Origin of the sequence: Streptomyces sp. CC228A, from assembly GCF_021390935.1 — a bacterium.
Classification (GTDB): Bacteria; Actinomycetota; Actinomycetes; order Streptomycetales; family Streptomycetaceae; genus Streptomyces.
Map to the genome: position 1 here is coordinate 521762 of NZ_JAJPUI010000001.1, position 15578 is coordinate 537339.

The 15578-nt window shown below is 73.4% G+C and carries 14 protein-coding genes; 1 reads left to right on the forward strand and 13 read right to left on the reverse strand.

Annotated features, from left to right (window positions below; translation table 11 throughout):
- Position 1 precedes the first annotated feature (1 nt).
- The 13 genes from efp to L6E17_RS02365 all read right to left on the reverse strand — a co-directional run bounded on the left by efp (position 2) and on the right by L6E17_RS02365 (position 13226).
- Positions 2–568, reverse strand: a complete 567-nt coding sequence (gene efp, locus L6E17_RS02305; protein ID WP_071269366.1) for an elongation factor P — start codon at positions 566–568, stop codon at positions 2–4.
- A 67-nt stretch (positions 569–635) separates the two neighbouring features.
- On the reverse strand, positions 636–1751 hold the full coding sequence (locus L6E17_RS02310) for an aminopeptidase P family protein (protein ID WP_236239092.1): 1116 nt from the start codon (positions 1749–1751) through the stop codon (positions 636–638).
- Positions 1752–2256: 505 nt separating this feature from the next.
- Positions 2257–3090 (reverse strand): AAA family ATPase, encoded by an 834-nt coding sequence (locus L6E17_RS02315; RefSeq protein ID WP_236239093.1) that lies wholly within the window; start codon positions 3088–3090, stop codon positions 2257–2259.
- Positions 3091–3224: 134 nt separating this feature from the next.
- Positions 3225–3665: a type II 3-dehydroquinate dehydratase gene (aroQ, locus tag L6E17_RS02320; RefSeq protein WP_236239094.1), complete on the reverse strand. Its 441-nt coding sequence runs from the start codon at positions 3663–3665 to the stop codon at positions 3225–3227.
- On the reverse strand, positions 3662–4750 hold the full coding sequence (aroB, locus tag L6E17_RS02325) for a 3-dehydroquinate synthase (protein WP_236239095.1): 1089 nt from the start codon (positions 4748–4750) through the stop codon (positions 3662–3664). The genes aroQ and aroB overlap by 4 nt, the downstream gene beginning before the upstream one ends.
- Positions 4747–5265 carry a shikimate kinase gene (locus tag L6E17_RS02330; RefSeq protein ID WP_236239096.1) on the reverse strand — a complete coding sequence of 173 codons (519 nt, stop codon included), beginning with the start codon at positions 5263–5265 and terminating at the stop codon, positions 4747–4749. The genes aroB and L6E17_RS02330 overlap by 4 nt, the downstream gene beginning before the upstream one ends.
- Positions 5262–6446 carry a chorismate synthase gene (gene aroC / locus L6E17_RS02335; protein WP_236239097.1) on the reverse strand — a complete coding sequence of 395 codons (1185 nt, stop codon included), beginning with the start codon at positions 6444–6446 and terminating at the stop codon, positions 5262–5264. Before aroC ends, L6E17_RS02330 begins: the two co-directional genes overlap by 4 nt.
- Positions 6447–6626: 180 nt before the next feature.
- Complete coding sequence (locus L6E17_RS02340; protein WP_236239098.1) at positions 6627–7469, reverse strand: shikimate dehydrogenase; 843 nt, start codon at positions 7467–7469, stop codon at positions 6627–6629.
- Positions 7450–9168 carry an endolytic transglycosylase MltG gene (gene mltG, locus L6E17_RS02345; RefSeq protein ID WP_236239099.1) on the reverse strand — a complete coding sequence of 573 codons (1719 nt, stop codon included), beginning with the start codon at positions 9166–9168 and terminating at the stop codon, positions 7450–7452. Before mltG ends, L6E17_RS02340 begins: the two co-directional genes overlap by 20 nt.
- Positions 9169–9269: 101 nt before the next feature.
- On the reverse strand, positions 9270–9743 hold the full coding sequence (gene ruvX, locus L6E17_RS02350) for a Holliday junction resolvase RuvX (protein ID WP_236239100.1): 474 nt from the start codon (positions 9741–9743) through the stop codon (positions 9270–9272).
- A gap of 5 nt (positions 9744–9748) precedes the next feature.
- Positions 9749–12418 (reverse strand): alanine--tRNA ligase, encoded by a 2670-nt coding sequence (gene alaS / locus L6E17_RS02355; RefSeq protein ID WP_236239101.1) that lies wholly within the window; start codon positions 12416–12418, stop codon positions 9749–9751.
- Complete coding sequence (locus L6E17_RS02360) at positions 12418–12768, reverse strand: hypothetical protein (RefSeq protein ID WP_236239102.1); 351 nt, start codon at positions 12766–12768, stop codon at positions 12418–12420. The genes alaS and L6E17_RS02360 overlap by 1 nt, the downstream gene beginning before the upstream one ends.
- 8 nt (positions 12769–12776) lie before the next feature.
- Positions 12777–13226: a DUF948 domain-containing protein gene (locus tag L6E17_RS02365; protein ID WP_236239103.1), complete on the reverse strand. Its 450-nt coding sequence runs from the start codon at positions 13224–13226 to the stop codon at positions 12777–12779.
- 178 nt (positions 13227–13404) lie between these two features.
- Here L6E17_RS02365 and L6E17_RS02370 point away from each other — a divergent pair, with 178 nt between their 5' ends.
- Entirely contained in the window at positions 13405–15549 is a 2145-nt protein-coding gene (locus tag L6E17_RS02370) for an AAA family ATPase (RefSeq protein ID WP_236239104.1), read from the forward strand.
- Positions 15550–15578 lie beyond the last annotated feature (29 nt).

Below are 15578 nucleotides of genomic sequence, written 5' to 3' on the forward strand. Positions count from 1 at the left end.
GTTAGCTGTTCACCCGGCCGAGGTAGTCGCTCGTGCGGGTGTCGACCTTGATCTTCTCACCGGTGGTGATGAAGAGGGGGACCTGGATCTGGTGGCCGGTCTCCAGGATGGCGGGCTTGGTGCCACCGGTGGAGCGGTCGCCCTGGACGCCCGGCTCCGTCTCCTTGATGACGAGCTCGACGGCGGCCGGGAGCTCGACGTACAGCACCTCGCCCTCGTGGGTGGCGACGGTGGCGGTGAAGCCCTCGATGAGGAAGTTGGCGGCGTCGCCGACGGCGGCGCGGGCGACGTGCAGCTGGTCGTAGGTCTGCATGTCCATGAAGACGAAGTAGTCGCCGTCCATGTACGAGAACTGCATGTCACGGCGGTCGACGGTGGCCGTCTCGACCTTGACACCGGCGTTGAAGGTCTTGTCGACGATCTTGCCGGAGAGCACGTTCTTGAGCTTGGTGCGCACGAAGGCCGGGCCCTTGCCGGGCTTGACGTGCTGGAACTCGACGACGGACCAGAGCTGGTCGTTGTCGAGCTTGAGCACCATGCCGTTCTTGAGGTCGTTCGTGGTGGCCACGGTTGCGGAATCTCCTGGACTGACGCTGTGGACGACCGAGGAAAGGGTGACTCGTGCGGCGCGCCGGCTACAGCGCGAGCAGCTCCTTGGTCGTGATGGTGAGTAGCTCGGGTCCGCCGTCCGCCTCCTGGCGCACGACGAGCGTGTCATCGATCCGGACCCCGCCCCGTCCCGGGAGGTGGACCCCTGGTTCGACGGTGACCGGCACGCAAGCGTCCAGTTTACCCATGGCGGACGGGGAGAGCTGCGGGTCCTCCTCGATTTCCAGCCCCACCCCGTGCCCGAGGGAGTGCGCCAGCCCCTCCCCGTACCCGGCCCCGTCCAGGATCTGCCGGGCTGCGCGGTCCACGTCGCGGCAGGCGGCGCCGGGTGCGAGCGCCTCCCGGGCGGCCCGCTGCGCGGTGAAGACGAGGTCGTACAGCTCGATCTGCCAGTCGGCGGGAGCGGAGCCGATGACGAACGTGCGGCCGATCTCGCAGCGGTAGCCGCGGTAGTTGGCGCCGAGGCACACGGAGAGGAAGTCGCCTTCCTCGACGCGCCGGTCCGAGGGCCGGTGGCCGCCGCGGCCGGAGTTCGGGCCGGTGGCGACGGAGGTGGGGAAGGCCGGGCCGTCGGCGCCGTGGTCGACGAGGCGGCGCTCCAGCTCCAGCGCGAGGTGCCGTTCGGTGCGGCCGACGAGGATCGACTCCAGCAGCTCCCCGAGGGCCTGGTCGGCGATCTCCGCGGCGATCCGGAGGCAGGTGATCTCCTCGTCGTCCTTGACGATCCGCTCCTGCTCGATGGCGGTGCCGAGGTCGGCGAGGCGCAGGCCGTCCGCGACGGAGCCGAGGGCCCGGTACCGGGCGACGCTCAGGTGGTGCTCCTCGACGGCCAGCACGTCGGCTCCGCTGCCGGCGGCGAGGTCGGCCGCGGCCACGGCGGCGTCCCCGTCGGCCTGCGGCAGCACGGTGACGCGCAGCGCCTCGTCCACGCGGCCTTCGGCGGGGTCCCCCACGGGCGGCCGCGGGCACAGGAGCACGTCCTGCTCCGCGCTTCCCGCGCGGAGCAGCAGGACGGCGCCGAGCGGGGCCCCTCCGGCGAGATAGCGGACGTTGGCGGGGCGGGAGACGAGCACCGCCGCGGATCCGCCGGCCGCGCAGCGCTCACGGAGCCTTTCGCGGCGGGGCGCATACACCTCGGACATGCCCCGAGCCTACGAGCCCTCCGGCGACCCGGCAGGTCGTGCGCGTCCGACCGGGTCCCCGCGCCGGGATACGGCACCGGTGCCGGCGGCCTCCGCCCACACGCGGCGGCCCGGGACGCGGGCCGAGAGCAGGCACGTGGGCCCCGGCGCATGGCGGGCGGACGCGCGGCGGACCGGCGCATGGCGGACGAACGCCTGGGCGGACGGGCGCATGGCGGCCCGGCACATGGCGGACAGGCGCATAGCCGGCCGGCGCGTGACGGACGAACGCGTGGGCGGACAAGCGCATGGCGGACAAACGCGTGGGCCCCGGCGCGTGGCGGACAGCGCGTTGCGGGCGGACGCGCGGCGGACCGGCGCGTGGCGGACAGCGCCTTGCGGGCGGACACGTGGCGGAGCGGCGCATGCGGCCCGGAGCACGGCGGACAGGCGTGTGGCCGGCCGGCGTATGGCGGACAGGCCTGTGAACGGAGGACGCGGGCCGGTAGGCCGGGGGCCTCGCGGGCTACCAGTTCGGGGGGCTGGCGACGGCCCGGCCGAGGATCTCGTCGAGGACGCGGGCGGTGGTCTCCACGTCGTACGTGGAGTTGTCGATGATCGGCAGGCCCGAGGCGTGCCAGCCCGCCATGCGGCCGTGGATGCCGGCGACCTCCTCGTCCGACAGGCGGCGGTTGCCGGTACGCCGGGCGTTGCGCTCCAGGACGACCTCCAGCCCGGGGAGCAGCACCACGGGCAGCAGGCCGGGCCCCACATGGCGCTTCCAGCCGCCGAGCCCGACCACCGGGCGGTCGGGGAAGACGGCGTCGTCGAGGATGCAGGAGATGCCGTTGGCGAGGAAGTTGCGGGCGGCGAAGCCGCAGGTGCGGCGGGCCAGGCGGTACTGCGCCTCGGAGCGGTCGTTCCAGCCGTCCTGCGGGTCGGCGAAGCCGGCGCACACCCATTCGCGCACGTCGTCGAGGCTGATGTGCGCCGTGGGCACCCGGCGGCGCTGCGCCCAGTGGCGGGCGACCGTCGTCTTGCCGGCGCCGGCCGGGCCGATGAGGAGGACGGCGAGGGTGGCGGTGCCCGTGCCGGGACCGCCGCCGCTCCGGACCGGGGGCGCGGTGGGCGCCGCGACGGGACCGCCCGGCGGAAGCCGGACGTGCCCGGTGGCGTCGGGGCCGGCGGGCGCCGGAGGCGGCGCGGACGGCAGGTGCGGGACGGGGCCGGAGCCCGGGGGCGGGGTCCAGCCGGGCGGCGCCGGCGGGTGGGCGGCCGCGTGGGTCGGCGGATGGGCCGGGGGCGGGGGCGTGCCGGGCCTGTGCGCCTGCTGCGTCCACCCCGCCGCTGCGTGCTGCATCCGGTGCCACTCCGTCTCGTCCGACTGACGCTGTTCGTGCGGCCATTCGGGTCCGCCGTTACCAAACCGTACCCTCCCGCACCGGAAGACGGGCAACGGTGCGGGAGGGTTCCTGGTAAGACGTGGCCGGTTTGTCAGTCCGTCAGTTCCTCGGCGAGTGCGCGCAGCGCCAGCCGGTAGGAGCCGATGCCGAAGCCGGCGATGGTGGCGGTGGCGACCGCGGCGACGACCGAGGTGTGCCGGAACTCCTCGCGGGCGTACGGGTTCGAGATGTGCACCTCGATCAGGGGTGCGGTGCGCTGCGCCGCCGCGTCCCGCATCGCGTACGAGTAGTGGGTGAACGCGCCGGGGTTGAGGACGACGGGGACCGATCCGTCCGCCGCCTCGTGCAGCCAGCGCACCAGCTCGCCCTCGTCGTTGGTCTCGCGGACCTCCACGTCGAAGCCGAGCTTCTCGCCGAGGGCGCGGCAGGTCTCCACGAGGCCGGTGTAGGAGGTGGCGCCGTACACGTCCGGCTCGCGTGAGCCGAGGCGGCCCAGGTTCGGGCCGTTGAGGACGAGCACGCGGCGGCTCACGCGGAGACCTCCCCGTACGCGGCGAGCAGGACCGCCGGGTCCGGGCCCTCCAGGACCGCGGGCTTGCCCAGGCCGTCGAGGACGATGAAGCGCAGCAGGTCGCCGCGGGACTTCTTGTCCACCTTCATGGTCTCCAGCAGCTTGGGCCACTGGTCGCCGCGGTAGGTGAGCGGGAGTCCGACGGCCTGGAGGACCGTGCGGTGCCGGTCGGCGGTCGCGTCGTCGAGCCGGCCGGCGAGCCGGCCGAGCTCGGCGGCGAACACCATGCCCACGGACACGGCGGCGCCGTGGCGCCACTTGTACCGCTCGTTCTTCTCGATGGCGTGGGCGAGGGTGTGCCCGTAGTTGAGGATCTCGCGGAGCCCGGACTCCTTGAGGTCGGAGGACACCACGTCGGCCTTCACCCGGATCGACCGCTCGATCAGCTCGGCGGTGTGCGGCCCGGCCGGGGTGCGGGCGCCCTCCGGGTCGGCCTCGACGAGGTCGAGGATCGCCGGGTCCGCGATGAACCCGGCCTTGATGACCTCGGCGAGGCCGCTGACGTAGTCGTGCACGGGCAGCGAGTCCAGCGCGGCCAGGTCGCACAGGACGCCGGCGGGCGGGTGGAAGGCGCCGACGAGGTTCTTGCCCTCGGCGGTGTTGATGCCGGTCTTGCCGCCCACGGCGGCGTCCACCATGGCGAGCACCGTGGTCGGTACGGCGATCCAGCGCACCCCGCGCAGCCAGGTCGCGGCGACGAACCCGGCGAGGTCCGTGGTGGCCCCGCCGCCGACGCCGACGATCACGTCGGTGCGGGTGAAGCCGGTCTGCCCGAGCGCCTTCCAGCAGTAGGCGGCGACCTCGACGGTCTTGGCCTCCTCGGCGTTCGGCACCTGGATGGCGACGGCCTCGTAGCCCTGCTCGGCGAGGTCGGCGCGCAGCGCCTCGCCGGTCTCGGCGAGCGCCTCGGGGTGGATGACGGCCACCCGCTTGGCCCGGTCGCCGATCAGCCCGCCCAGTTCTCCGAGCAGCTGCCGGCCGACGAGCACGTCGTACGGCTCCGAGCCGGCGCTGCCGCCGACGTGGATCCGGGTCACTTCGGTCATTGGTCCTTCAACTCCAGGGCGTCGACGATCGCGTCCGCGACCTCGTCCGGGGTCTTGTCGTCGGTGGCGACGACGACGCGCGCGACTTCGGTGTACAGGTGGCGGCGGGCCTCCATGAGCTCCCGCCACTGGCGGCGCGGGTTCACGGCGAGCAGCGGCCGGGCGGCGCCGAGCCCGACGCGCCGCACCGCCTCCTCCACGTCCATCGACAGGTAGACGACCGGCAGCCCGGCGAGGAGAGCGCGGGTGCCCTCGTCGAGGACGGCGCCGCCGCCGAGGGCGAGGACGCCGGTGTGCTCCGCGAGCGCCGCGCGGACGGCCGCCCGCTCCAGCTCCCGGAAGTACGGTTCGCCCTCGTCGACGAAGATGTCGGAGATCTCCCGGCCCTGGGCCGCGACGATGTCGGCGTCCGTGTCCCGGTACGCCACGCCGAGCCGCTCGGCGAGCAGCGCGCCCACCGTGGACTTGCCGGAGCCCATCGGGCCGACCAGGACGATCAGCGGCCCGCTGCTCACCGGATGGTCAGGTGGTCGAGGTAGGACCGCACGTTGCGGCGGGTCTCGGCCACGCTGTCGCCGCCGAACTTCTCGGCGACGGCGTCCGCGAGGACCAGGGCGACCATCGCCTCGGCGACGATGCCGGCGGCGGGCACGGCGCACACGTCGGAGCGCTGGTGGTGCGCGGCGGTCGGCTCGCCGGTGGTCACGTCGACGGTCCTGAGGGCGCGCGGCACGGTCGCGATGGGCTTCATCGCGGCACGGACGCGGAGCAGCTCGCCGGTGGAGAGGCCGCCCTCGGTACCGCCGGAGCGGCCGGAGGTGCGGCGGATGCCGTCGTCGGTGGGGACGATCTCGTCGTGCGCCTTCGATCCCGGCACGCGTGCCAGGTCGAAGCCGTCGCCGACCTCCACGCCCTTGATCGCCTGGATGCCCATGAGGGCGGCGGCGAGGCGGGCGTCGAGGCGCCGGTCCCAGTGCACGTGCGAGCCGAGCCCGACGGGCACGCCGTAGGCCAGGACCTCCACGACGCCGCCGAGGGTGTCGCCGTCCTTGTGGGCCTGGTCGATCTCGGCGACCATCGCCTTCGACGCGTCGGCGTCGAGGCAGCGCACGGGGTCCGCGTCGAGCCGCTCCACGTCGGCGGGCGTCGGGTAGACGCCGTAGGGCGCCTTGGCCGCGGCCAGCTCCACGACGTGGGAGACGATCTCGATCCCGGCGGTCTCCTTCAGGTACGACCGCGCCACCGCGCCGAGCGCGACCCGCGCGGCGGTCTCCCGGGCGGAGGCCCGCTCCAGGATGGGCCGCGCCTCGTCGAAGCCGTACTTCTGCATGCCCGCCAGGTCGGCGTGGCCCGGGCGGGGCCGGGTCAGCGGGGCGTTGCGGGCCAGCTCGGCGAGCTCCGCCGGGTCGACCGGGTCGGCGGCCATGACCTGCTCCCACTTGGGCCACTCGGTGTTGCCGACCATGACCGCGACCGGCGAGCCGAGGGTGAGCCCGTGGCGGACACCGCCCAGGAACGTGACCTCGTCGCGCTCGAACTTCATCCGGGCACCGCGGCCATAGCCCAGGCGCCGCCTGGCCAGGTGGTCCGCCACCATCTCCGTGGTGATCGGGACGCCGGCGGGAAGACCCTCCAGCGTCGCCACCAGCGCGGGGCCATGCGACTCCCCCGCCGTCAGCCAGCGCAACCTGCTCAACGGTGCTCCTTGATTACCTGGACCGTGCGAAGTACTCGCCCCCGATCCTCCCACGACTTGCGCCCGGGACCGCGCCCGCGTCCGCTGTGCGGACGCTCCGGCGGTCACGGGCGGCGTCGGGTCCGGTGCCGCGCCCGTACGGAAGGCACCGCGGTGGGGCGTCGGCGGGTACGGCCCCGGCTAGCGCGTCGCGAGGGCTTCCTCGCCGGCCGCGCGCATGGCGGCGAGCGGGGCAGGGGCGCGGCCGGTCATCTGCTCGACCTGGAGGACGGCCTGGTGGACGAGGAGGTCGAGGCCGCCGACGACCCGGCCGCCGCCTTCCGCCCAGGCGGCCGCGAGCGGCGTGGGCCACGGGTCGTACAGCACGTCGAAGAGGGTTCCGGCGCGCTCCGGTACGTACGGGGCGAGGGCGTCGGTGGTGCCCGCCGGGGTCGTCGCGATGACGAGCGGCACGTCGAAGGCGTGCACCGCCTCCTCCCAGGGGGCGGTGTGCACCTCGACGCCGAGACGCTCGCCCCAGCCGCGCATCTCCGCCGCCCGCGCCTCGCTCCGTACGAACGCGGTGACCGGGCCCGTGCAGATCCGGGCCAGCGCGGCGAGGGCGGAGGAGGCGGTGGCGCCCGCGCCGAGGACGGCGGCGGCCTCCACCTTGTCGACGCCCCCCTCGCGCAGGGCGGCGACCATGCCGGGGATATCCGTGTTGTCGCCTACCCGGCGGCCGTCGTCGGTGACCACGACGGTGTTGACCGCCTCGACGGAGCGGGCGGTCTCGCTGACCCCGTCGAGCAGCGGGATCACCGCGCGCTTGAGCGGCATGGTGAGGGACAGCCCCGCCCAGGAGGCGTCCAGCACCGACGCGAAGAAGTCGGGCAGCGCCGCCTCGTCCACCTCGAACCGGTCGTACGTCCAGTCCGCCAGGCCCAGCTCGGCGTAGGCGGCGCGGTGCAGCACCGGGGAGAGGGAGTGCGCGATGGGCGAGCCGAGGACGGCGGCGCGCCGGGGCTCAGTTGTCCAGGTTCTCATTGAGCTTGGCCTTCAGCTTCAAGAAGTCGTCGTGCGTCCTCGCGAACTCGGTCTTGTGGGCCCCGTCGGTCGCCACGAAGTACATCCAGCCCTCCGAGGTGGGATTGACGGCGGCCTCCAGCGCCTCACGGCCCGGGTTGCCGATCGGACCCGGGGTGAGCCCCTTCCGGGTGTACGTGTTGTACGGGTCCTTGTTGTTGTTGATCTCGGCCTCGCTGATCTTGATCTCGCTCTGGCCCATGAGGTAGTTGAAGGCCGAGTCGAACTGGAGCAGCTGGTTGGTCTCGGTGTTGGTGGGCTTGAGGCGGTTGTAGACGACCTCGCTCATCTTGCGGAAGTCGTCCTCCGTCTTGCCCTCCGCCTGCACCAGGCTCGCGACCGTGAGCAGCTCCCACGGGCCCTTCAGCTTCAAGGCGGCGGCCTTGGCCTCCATGTCGTACTTCGCGTACTCGCTGTTCGCCCGGGCCACCATCTTCTTGAGGACGTCCTCGGGCTTGCCGCCCTTCGGGGCCGGGTAGTCCGCCGGGTAGAGGAAGCCCTCCAGCGGGTCCTTCACGTCGGGGTGGCCCTTGGCCCAGTCAGGCAGGCCGAGTTCGCCGGCCTTCTCCTTGGCGACCTTCGCCGTGGTGCCCTCGTCGATCTCCAGCTTCTTGTCGATCATCTTGTAGATGCCGGCGTTGCGCTTGCCCTCGGGGATGATGAGGACGTTGCGGCTCTCCGCGCTGAGCATCGCCTCGACGGCCGCCGCGCCCGACATCTCCTTCTTCAGGGCGTAGAAGCCGGGCTGGATGAACCGCCCCTTGGGGTGCTTGTCCTGCGCGGTGGTGAACGCCTCGATGCTCTTGACGACACCGGCCTTGAGCAGGATCTCGCCGATCTGGGCGCCGCCCGCGCCGGCGGGGACCTCGATCTGGACGGGCTGGCCGCTGCCCGTGCCCGAGTAGTCCGGCGCAGCGCCGAACTGCCCCTGGTAGAACTGGTAGCCGAAGTAGCCGACGCCGCCCAGGCCGCCCACGAGGACGGCGGCGACGAAGAGGCAGGCCACGCCGTTGCGGCTCTTGCGCTTCTTGGAGCCGGCGGACCTCCCGCCGCGGCCGCGCCCGCGGCCCCGGCGGCCGGGAGCCGCCCCGTCGCCGGTGCCTTCGTCCTCGTCGTCGCGGCCGTCGGGCGCGTCGCGGTCCGGGCGGCGGTCGTCGTCCTCGTCCGCGGGTCCGTCGAAGAACGGGTGCCGCTCCTCCTCGGGGACCTGTGCCTGCCAGTCGTCGGCAGCGGGTTCGGGCTCCGCCCGCCGCTGGCCCGGGGGCTGCGGCGGGGGGTACGCCTCGGGGGTGCTGTACAGGTCGGCGCCCTGCGCGCCGTACGGGTCGGGGTGCGGGGGCTGCGCCCCGTAGTAGGGCATGGATGCCTGCTGGCCGGTGCCGGTGTCCCAGTGGCCGGTGCCGTACTGCTGCCCCTGCTGCCCCTCTTGCGGCGTCTGGCCGGTGGCGTATCCCTGGCCGCCGTACTGGTCGCCGCCGTAGCCCTGCTGCTGGTAGGGGTCGTGGGGGGCGGCGTCGTAGGGGTACTGCTGCGGTGACGTCTGCTGCTGGTGGTGCGGGTCGTTGCCGGGCTGGTGATGCGTGCCCCAGTCCTGGTCCCCGTACAGGGGGTCCTGGGGGTGCCAGGGCTGGTGCCCGGGCGTGCCGCCATACTCAGTCATCGATCCCCAAACAGCCGCGAGGCTTCCGGGACGTCCGCCTCTACGTTGTGCGGCAGCTGTTCGAACGCCACCGCATTGCGCGGAACGTTACCGTATCGCGATCAGATGACCACTTCGACGCCCTCGCCGGGCGGATTACCTGATACCCGTTCGGACTCAAGAGCGTTCTGCAGGATGATCACAGCGGCTGCCTGGTCGATGACCGAGCGGCCCTTCCTGGACTTCACCCCGGAGGCGCGCAGTCCGTGGCTCGCGGACACCGTGGTCATGCGCTCGTCGACCAGGCGCACCGGCACCGGGGCGATGCCCCGGGCCAGTTCCTGCGAGAACGCGCGGACCTTGGCGGCCGCCGGACCCTCGCCCCCGTTGAGGGAGCGGGGGAGGCCGACGACGACTTCCAGCGGCTCGTACTCCTCCACGAGCTGCTTCAGCCGCCGGTGGGCGGCCGGGACGTCACGCCCCGGCACGGTCTCCACCGGGGTGGCCAGGACCCCGTCGGGGTCGCACGAGGCGACCCCGATGCGGGCGTCCCCCACGTCGATCGCCAGTCGGCGCCCGCGTCGCATGGCAGTCATCCGGGTCAGGCCGTCTCGGCGACCAGGCGCTCGACGGCGGCGATGGCCTCGCCGACGGCCTCCGGGTTCTGGCCGCCGCCCTGCGCGACGTCCGGCTTGCCGCCGCCGCCGCCGCCGAGGGTCTTGGCGGCGGTGCGGACCAGGTCGCCGGCCTTGAGGCCGCGCTCGCGGGCGGCCTCGTTGGTGGCGATCACGGTCAGCGGGCGGCCGCCCGCGGTGGTGAACAGGGCGACGACGGCCGGGCGGCTCGCCGGGATCCGGCCGCGCACGTCGAGGACCAGCCTGCGCAGGTCGTCGGCGCCGGTGCCGTCCGGCACCTGACCGGTGACGAGGGAGACGCCGTGCACGTCGCGGGCGGAGTCCGCGAGGCCGGCGGCGGCCTGGAGGACCTTCTCCGCGCGGAACTTCTCGATCTCCTTCTCGGCGTCCTTCAGCTTGCCGAGCATGGCGGAGATCTTCTCCGGCAGCTCCTCCGGGCGGCCCTTGACCAGCTCCTGGAGCTGGGCGACGACCGTGTGCTCGCGAGCGAGGAAGTGGTACGCGTCGACGCCGACGAGGGCCTCGATACGGCGCACGCCGGAGCCGATGGAGGACTCGCCGAGCAGCTTCACCAGGCCGAGCTGGGCGGTGTTGTGCACGTGGGTGCCACCGCACAGCTCCTTGGAGAAGTCGCCGATGGTGACGACGCGGACCCGCTCGCCGTACTTCTCGCCGAACTCGGCGATGGCGCCCTGCCGCTTGGCCTCGTCGATCGGCATGACCTCGGCGTGCACGTCGAGCTCGCGGGCCAGCACTTCGTTGATCTTCTGCTCGACGTCGGTGAGGACCGTGCCGGGCACGGCGGACGGGGAGCCGAAGTCGAAGCGGAAGCGGCCCGGGGAGTTCTCGGAGCCGGCCTGGGCGGCCGTGGGGCCGAGGGCGTCGCGCAGCGCCTGGTGGGTGAGGTGGGTGGCGCTGTGGGAGCGGGCGATGGCGCGGCGGCGCCGGACGTCGATGGTGGCGTAGGCGGTGGCGCCGACGGTGACCTCGCCGACCTGGACGGAACCCTTGTGCACGGACACGCCCGGGACCGGCTGCTGGACGTCGCGGACCTGGATGACGGCGCCGCTGTGCAGCTTGATGCGGCCCTGGTCGGCGAGCTGGCCGCCGCCCTCGGCGTAGAAGGGGGTGCGGTCGAGGACCACCTCGACGTCGTCACCCTCGGAGGCGGCCGGGGAGGGCACGCCGTTGACGAGGAGGCCGACGACGGTGGTCTCGCCCTCGGTGCTGGTGTAGCCGGTGAACTCGGTGGCGCCGGAGGAGTCGGCGATCTCGCGGTACGCGGTGACGTCGGCGTGGCCGGTCTTCTTGGCCTGGGCGTCGGCCTTGGCGCGCTCGCGCTGCTCCTTCATGAGGCGGCGGAAGCCGTCCTCGTCCACGGTGAGGCCCTGCTCGGCGGCCATCTCCAGGGTGAGGTCGATGGGGAAGCCCCAGGTGTCGTGGAGCAGGAACGCCTTGTCGCCGGCGAGGACGGTGGAGCCGGCCTGCCTGGCCTCGGCGACAGCGCCGTCCAGGACGTTCGTCCCGGCGTTGAGGGTCTTGAGGAAGCGGGCCTCCTCGGCCAGGGCGACGGCCTCGATGCGCTCGCGGTCGGTCGCCAGCTCCGGGTACTGCTCGCCCATGGTCGTGATGACGGTGTCGACGAGCTCGCCGACGACCGGGCCGGTGGCGCCGAGCAGCCGCATGTTGCGGATGGCGCGGCGCATGATGCGGCGCAGCACGTAGCCGCGGCCCTCGTTGCCCGGGGTGACGCCGTCACCGATGAGCATCACGGAGGTGCGCATGTGGTCGGCGACCACGCGCAGGGACACGTCGGAGTCGTCGGCCCGGCCGTAGTCGACGCCGGTGAGCCCGGTGGCCTTGTCGATGACGACCTTCAGGGTGTCGGTCTCGTACATGTTCCGTACGCCCTGGAGGATCATCGCCAGGCGCTCCATGCCGAGGCCCGTGTCGATGTTCTTGCTCGGCAGGTCTCCGAGGATCTCGAAGTCGTCCTTGCCGGTGCCCTGGCCGCGCTCGTACTGCATGAAGACCAGGTTCCAGATCTCCACGTACCGCTCGTCGTTGACGGCGGGGCCGCCCTCGGCGCCGAACTCGGGGCCCCGGTCGTAGTTGATCTCGGAGCAGGGGCCGCAGGGGCCGGGCACGCCCATGGACCAGAAGTTGTCCTTCTTGCCGAGGCGCTGGATGCGCTCGGCGGGCACGCCGACGACGTCGCGCCAGATCTGCTCGGCCTCGTCGTCGTCCTGGTAGACGGTGATCCAGAGCTTCTCCGGCTCCAGGCCGTAGCCGCCGTGCTCGACCGGGCTGGTCAGCAGCTCCCAGGCGAGCTTGATGGCGCCTTCCTTGAAGTAGTCGCCGAAGGAGAAGTTGCCGCACATCTGGAAGAACGTGCCGTGCCGGGTGGTCTTGCCGACCTCTTCGATGTCGGGCGTGCGCACGCACTTCTGCACGCTGGCGGCGCGCGCGAACGGCGGCTTGACCTCACCGAGGAAGTAGGGCTTGAAGGGCACCATGCCCGCGGGGACGAGGAGGAGAGTCGGGTCGTCCGCGATGAGCGACGCCGAAGGCACGACGGTGTGCCCGCGCTCCTCGAAGAAGCTCAGCCAGCGGCGGCGGATTTCAGCCGACTCCATCAGTGGTCCTCATTCCGGTCGTACGGGTGGGTGGGGTGGGTGCGGTCTCGGTGGGCGGGGGCGGGGGCGGCGCCCCGTGCGGGGCCGAGGGCCGACCGGCGCGGGGCGGGCAGGGCGTCGGCGGGTGCGTCGATCCCCAGTGCCTGCTCCAGCTCGGCCTCGCGCTGCAGCATGCCCGCGCGGACGTCGAGCGCGAAGTCCTTGAGCCGGTGGCCCGCCTCGACGGCCTTGTCGGCGGCCTGGGCGGCGAGGCTCTCGGGGGTCAGCTGCCTGAGCTTGCGGTGCGCCTTGTTGGTGGCCCACACGCCGGCTGCCGCGCCGGCGGTGAACCAGAACGCTCGGCGGAACATGTGTCGCGTCAGCCCTTCCGGTTGCGGCCGCGCGCCTTGGGCACGGTGCGGCCGACGATGACGGTGCGCCGCGCCGCGGGCGCCGGTCGGTCGGGCCTCTCGGTGCGGTCCCCCGCGTCGCGGCTCATGGCCCGGCGTACGCCGTAGCCGAACGCCGCGACCTTCACGAGCGGGCCGCCGAGGGTGGAGGCCACGGTCGTGGAGAGGGCGGAGGCGTTGGAGGCGACCTCCTGGACGTCCGAGGCGATGGCGTCGACGCGGTCGAGCTGGGTCTGCGCGGAGCGGAGCGTCGCGGAGGCGTCGGCCAGCAGGGGCACCGCCTGCTCGGTCACGTCCGCCACGAGACGGGTGGTCGCCTTGAGCGTCTGGGCCAGCCTCACCAGCACCACGGCCAGGAAGGAGACCAGGATCGCCCAGAAGACGGCCACCAGGATCCCGGCAACCTCTCCACCGGTCACTGTGCACCGCTCTCTGCTCGTCGAAGTCCGTTGGTTCGCGTGTATCTCGGTCACTGAAGGTCGTTCTCCGAGCCTATCGCGCCCGTGGTGGCGCCCCGTACCGGATTGCGGGCCGCGCCGGGAAGGCGGGAGACGGGGTTTGTACGGAGAGCAGCGCGATCGGTACGCTCCGTGTCTCATGCGACGGAGCAATCTGCCTGCCGAGTTGAACCGGTTCGTCGGGCGTGACGCGGAACGCGGTGAGTTGGACCAGCTGCTGGCGGACTTCCGCCTGGTGACGGTGGTGGGGGTGGGCGGGGTCGGCAAGACCCGGCTGGTGGTGCAGGCGGCCCGGGAGGCGCAGAAACGCTACTGCGACGGTGTGCACCTCGTGGAGCTGGCGGGGCTGCGCGATCCGGAGCTGGTGGATCACGCGCTGGCGGAGGCGCTGGGGCCGGCCGACCAGACGAGCCGTCCACCGCGGGAGGTGCTGGCGGACCATCTGGCGGGGCGCAGGGTGCTGCTGGTGCTGGACGGCTTCGAGCACCTGGTGGACGCGTGCGCCGCCGTGGTGCGGCGGCTGCTGCTGAGCGCGCCGGGGCTGACGGTGCTCGCGGCGGGGCGGCGGCCGCTGCGGGTGGACGGCGAGGCGGTGCTGGCTCTGGCGCCGATGCCGGACGGGGACGCGGTGCGGCTGTTCACGGACCGCGCACGGGCGGTGTGCCCCGGGTTCGAGGCCGGCGACCCCGACCCCGTGCGGGAGCTGTGCCGGCGCCTGGACGGGATCCCGCTGGCTCTGGAACTGGCGGCGGGCCGGCTGCCCGCGCTGTCGGTGGAGCAGGTGCTGGAGCGGCTCGACGACCGGTTCCGGCTGCTGACCCGGGGTAGCCGGGGTGCGGCGGCACGGCACCGGACGCTGCGCACGGCCATCGGGTGGAGCCATGAGCTGTGCACCCCGGAGGAGCGGCTGCTGTGGGCCCGCCTGTCGGTCTTCGCGGGCCCCTTCGACCTGGAGGCGGTGGAGTACGTGTGCACGGGCCCCGAGCTGCCGCCGGAGCGGGTGCTCGACGTGCTGGACGAGCTGATCGCCCAGTCGGTGGTGCTGCGTGACGGCACGGGCCCGGCGGGGTTGCGCTACCGCATGCTGGACACGGTCGCCGCCTACGGGGCGGAGTGGCTGTCCGCGCTGGGCGACACGCCCCGGCTGCGGCGGCGCCACCGCGACTGGTACATGGGGCTGGCCACGTGGTGCGAGCTGGAGTGGTTCAGCCCCCGGCAGGCGGAGGTGGCGGCGTGCGCGGAGAGTGCGCTGCCGAACCTGCGGGCGGCGCTGGAGCTGTGCCTGGAGGTGCCGGGCGAGGCGCACCTGGCGCAGCACCTGGCGGGGACGCTGTGGTTCTACTGGGTGGGCTGCGGGCGGCTCTCGGAGGGGCGGCACTGGCTGGACCGGGCGGTGGCGCTGGAGTCCGGCAACGAGGACGCGCGGCTGAAGGCCCTGTGGGTGCTGGGGTACGTGGCGATCCTGCAGGGCGACGGGACGGCGGCGGTGGGTGCCCTGCACGAGTGCGGGGAGCGGGCGGAGCGCGTCGGCCACGCGCTGGCCCAGGCGTACACCACGCACCGGAAGGGGTGCCTGGCGCTGCTGTCGGACGACATGCAGGGGGCGCAGGAGCTGCTGGGACGGGCGCTCGCGGCGTACCGGAAGCTGGGCGAGCTGAACAGCCAGGTGCTCATGGGCCAGGTGGAGTTGGCGATCACCAAGGTGTTCCAGGGGGACCTGGAGGCCGCGGTCGCGCTGTGCGGCGAGGTGCGGGAGGTGTGCGAGGAGCGCGGCGAGCGGTGGACGCGGGCGTACGCCCTGTACGTGCTGGCGTACGCGGCGTGGACGCGGGGCGACCCGGTCGCGGCGCGGGAGCTGCTCGACGAGTGCGTGGTGATCGACCACGCGTTCCACGACCTGGTGGGCCTGGTGCTGGCCGTGGAGCTGCTGGCGCTGGTCACCGCGGGCGAGGGCGACCCGGTGGAGGCGGCGGTGCTCCAGGGTGCGGCCGGCCGGATGTGGGAGTCGGTGGGGCCGCCGCTGTTCGGTTCGGCGTATTTCAGCGCGCCGCGGCGGCTGTGCGAGCAGCGGGTGCGGGAGGCGCTGGGGCAGGAGGCGTTCCTGGCGTACGTCGCGGAGGGCAGGGCGCTGGAGCTGGACGCGGCGGTGGAGCGGGCGCTGTCGGGGCGTCCGCGCCCGGCGGCGCCCGCGGCGGAGCGGGTGCGCGGCGGGCGCGGCCTGCTGCCGCAGACGCGGAAGCCCGCCGACTCCCCCACCGTGAAGGGCGGGGAGCCGACGGGCTGAACGCACGCCGGGGCGCTGCGGGCGGCGCG

Excerpts from the sequence above, each read along its gene's own strand:
- L6E17_RS02310 (WP_236239092.1), bottom strand. The coding sequence starts at position 1,751 with ATGTCCGAGGTGTATGCGCCCCGCCGCGAAAGGCTCCGTGAGCGCTGC.
- L6E17_RS02315 (WP_236239093.1), bottom strand. The coding sequence starts at position 3,090 with ATGCAGCACGCAGCGGCGGGGTGGACGCAGCAGGCGCACAGGCCCGGC.
- aroB (WP_236239095.1), bottom strand. The coding sequence starts at position 4,750 with ATGACCGAAGTGACCCGGATCCACGTCGGCGGCAGCGCCGGCTCGGAG.
- L6E17_RS02340 (WP_236239098.1), bottom strand. The coding sequence starts at position 7,469 with ATGAGAACCTGGACAACTGAGCCCCGGCGCGCCGCCGTCCTCGGCTCG.
- mltG (WP_236239099.1), bottom strand. The coding sequence starts at position 9,168 with ATGACTGAGTATGGCGGCACGCCCGGGCACCAGCCCTGGCACCCCCAG.
- ruvX (WP_236239100.1), bottom strand. The coding sequence starts at position 9,743 with ATGACTGCCATGCGACGCGGGCGCCGACTGGCGATCGACGTGGGGGAC.
- alaS (WP_236239101.1), bottom strand. The coding sequence starts at position 12,418 with ATGGAGTCGGCTGAAATCCGCCGCCGCTGGCTGAGCTTCTTCGAGGAG.
- L6E17_RS02360 (WP_236239102.1), bottom strand. The coding sequence starts at position 12,768 with ATGTTCCGCCGAGCGTTCTGGTTCACCGCCGGCGCGGCAGCCGGCGTG.
- L6E17_RS02370 (WP_236239104.1), top strand. The coding sequence starts at position 13,405 with ATGCGACGGAGCAATCTGCCTGCCGAGTTGAACCGGTTCGTCGGGCGT.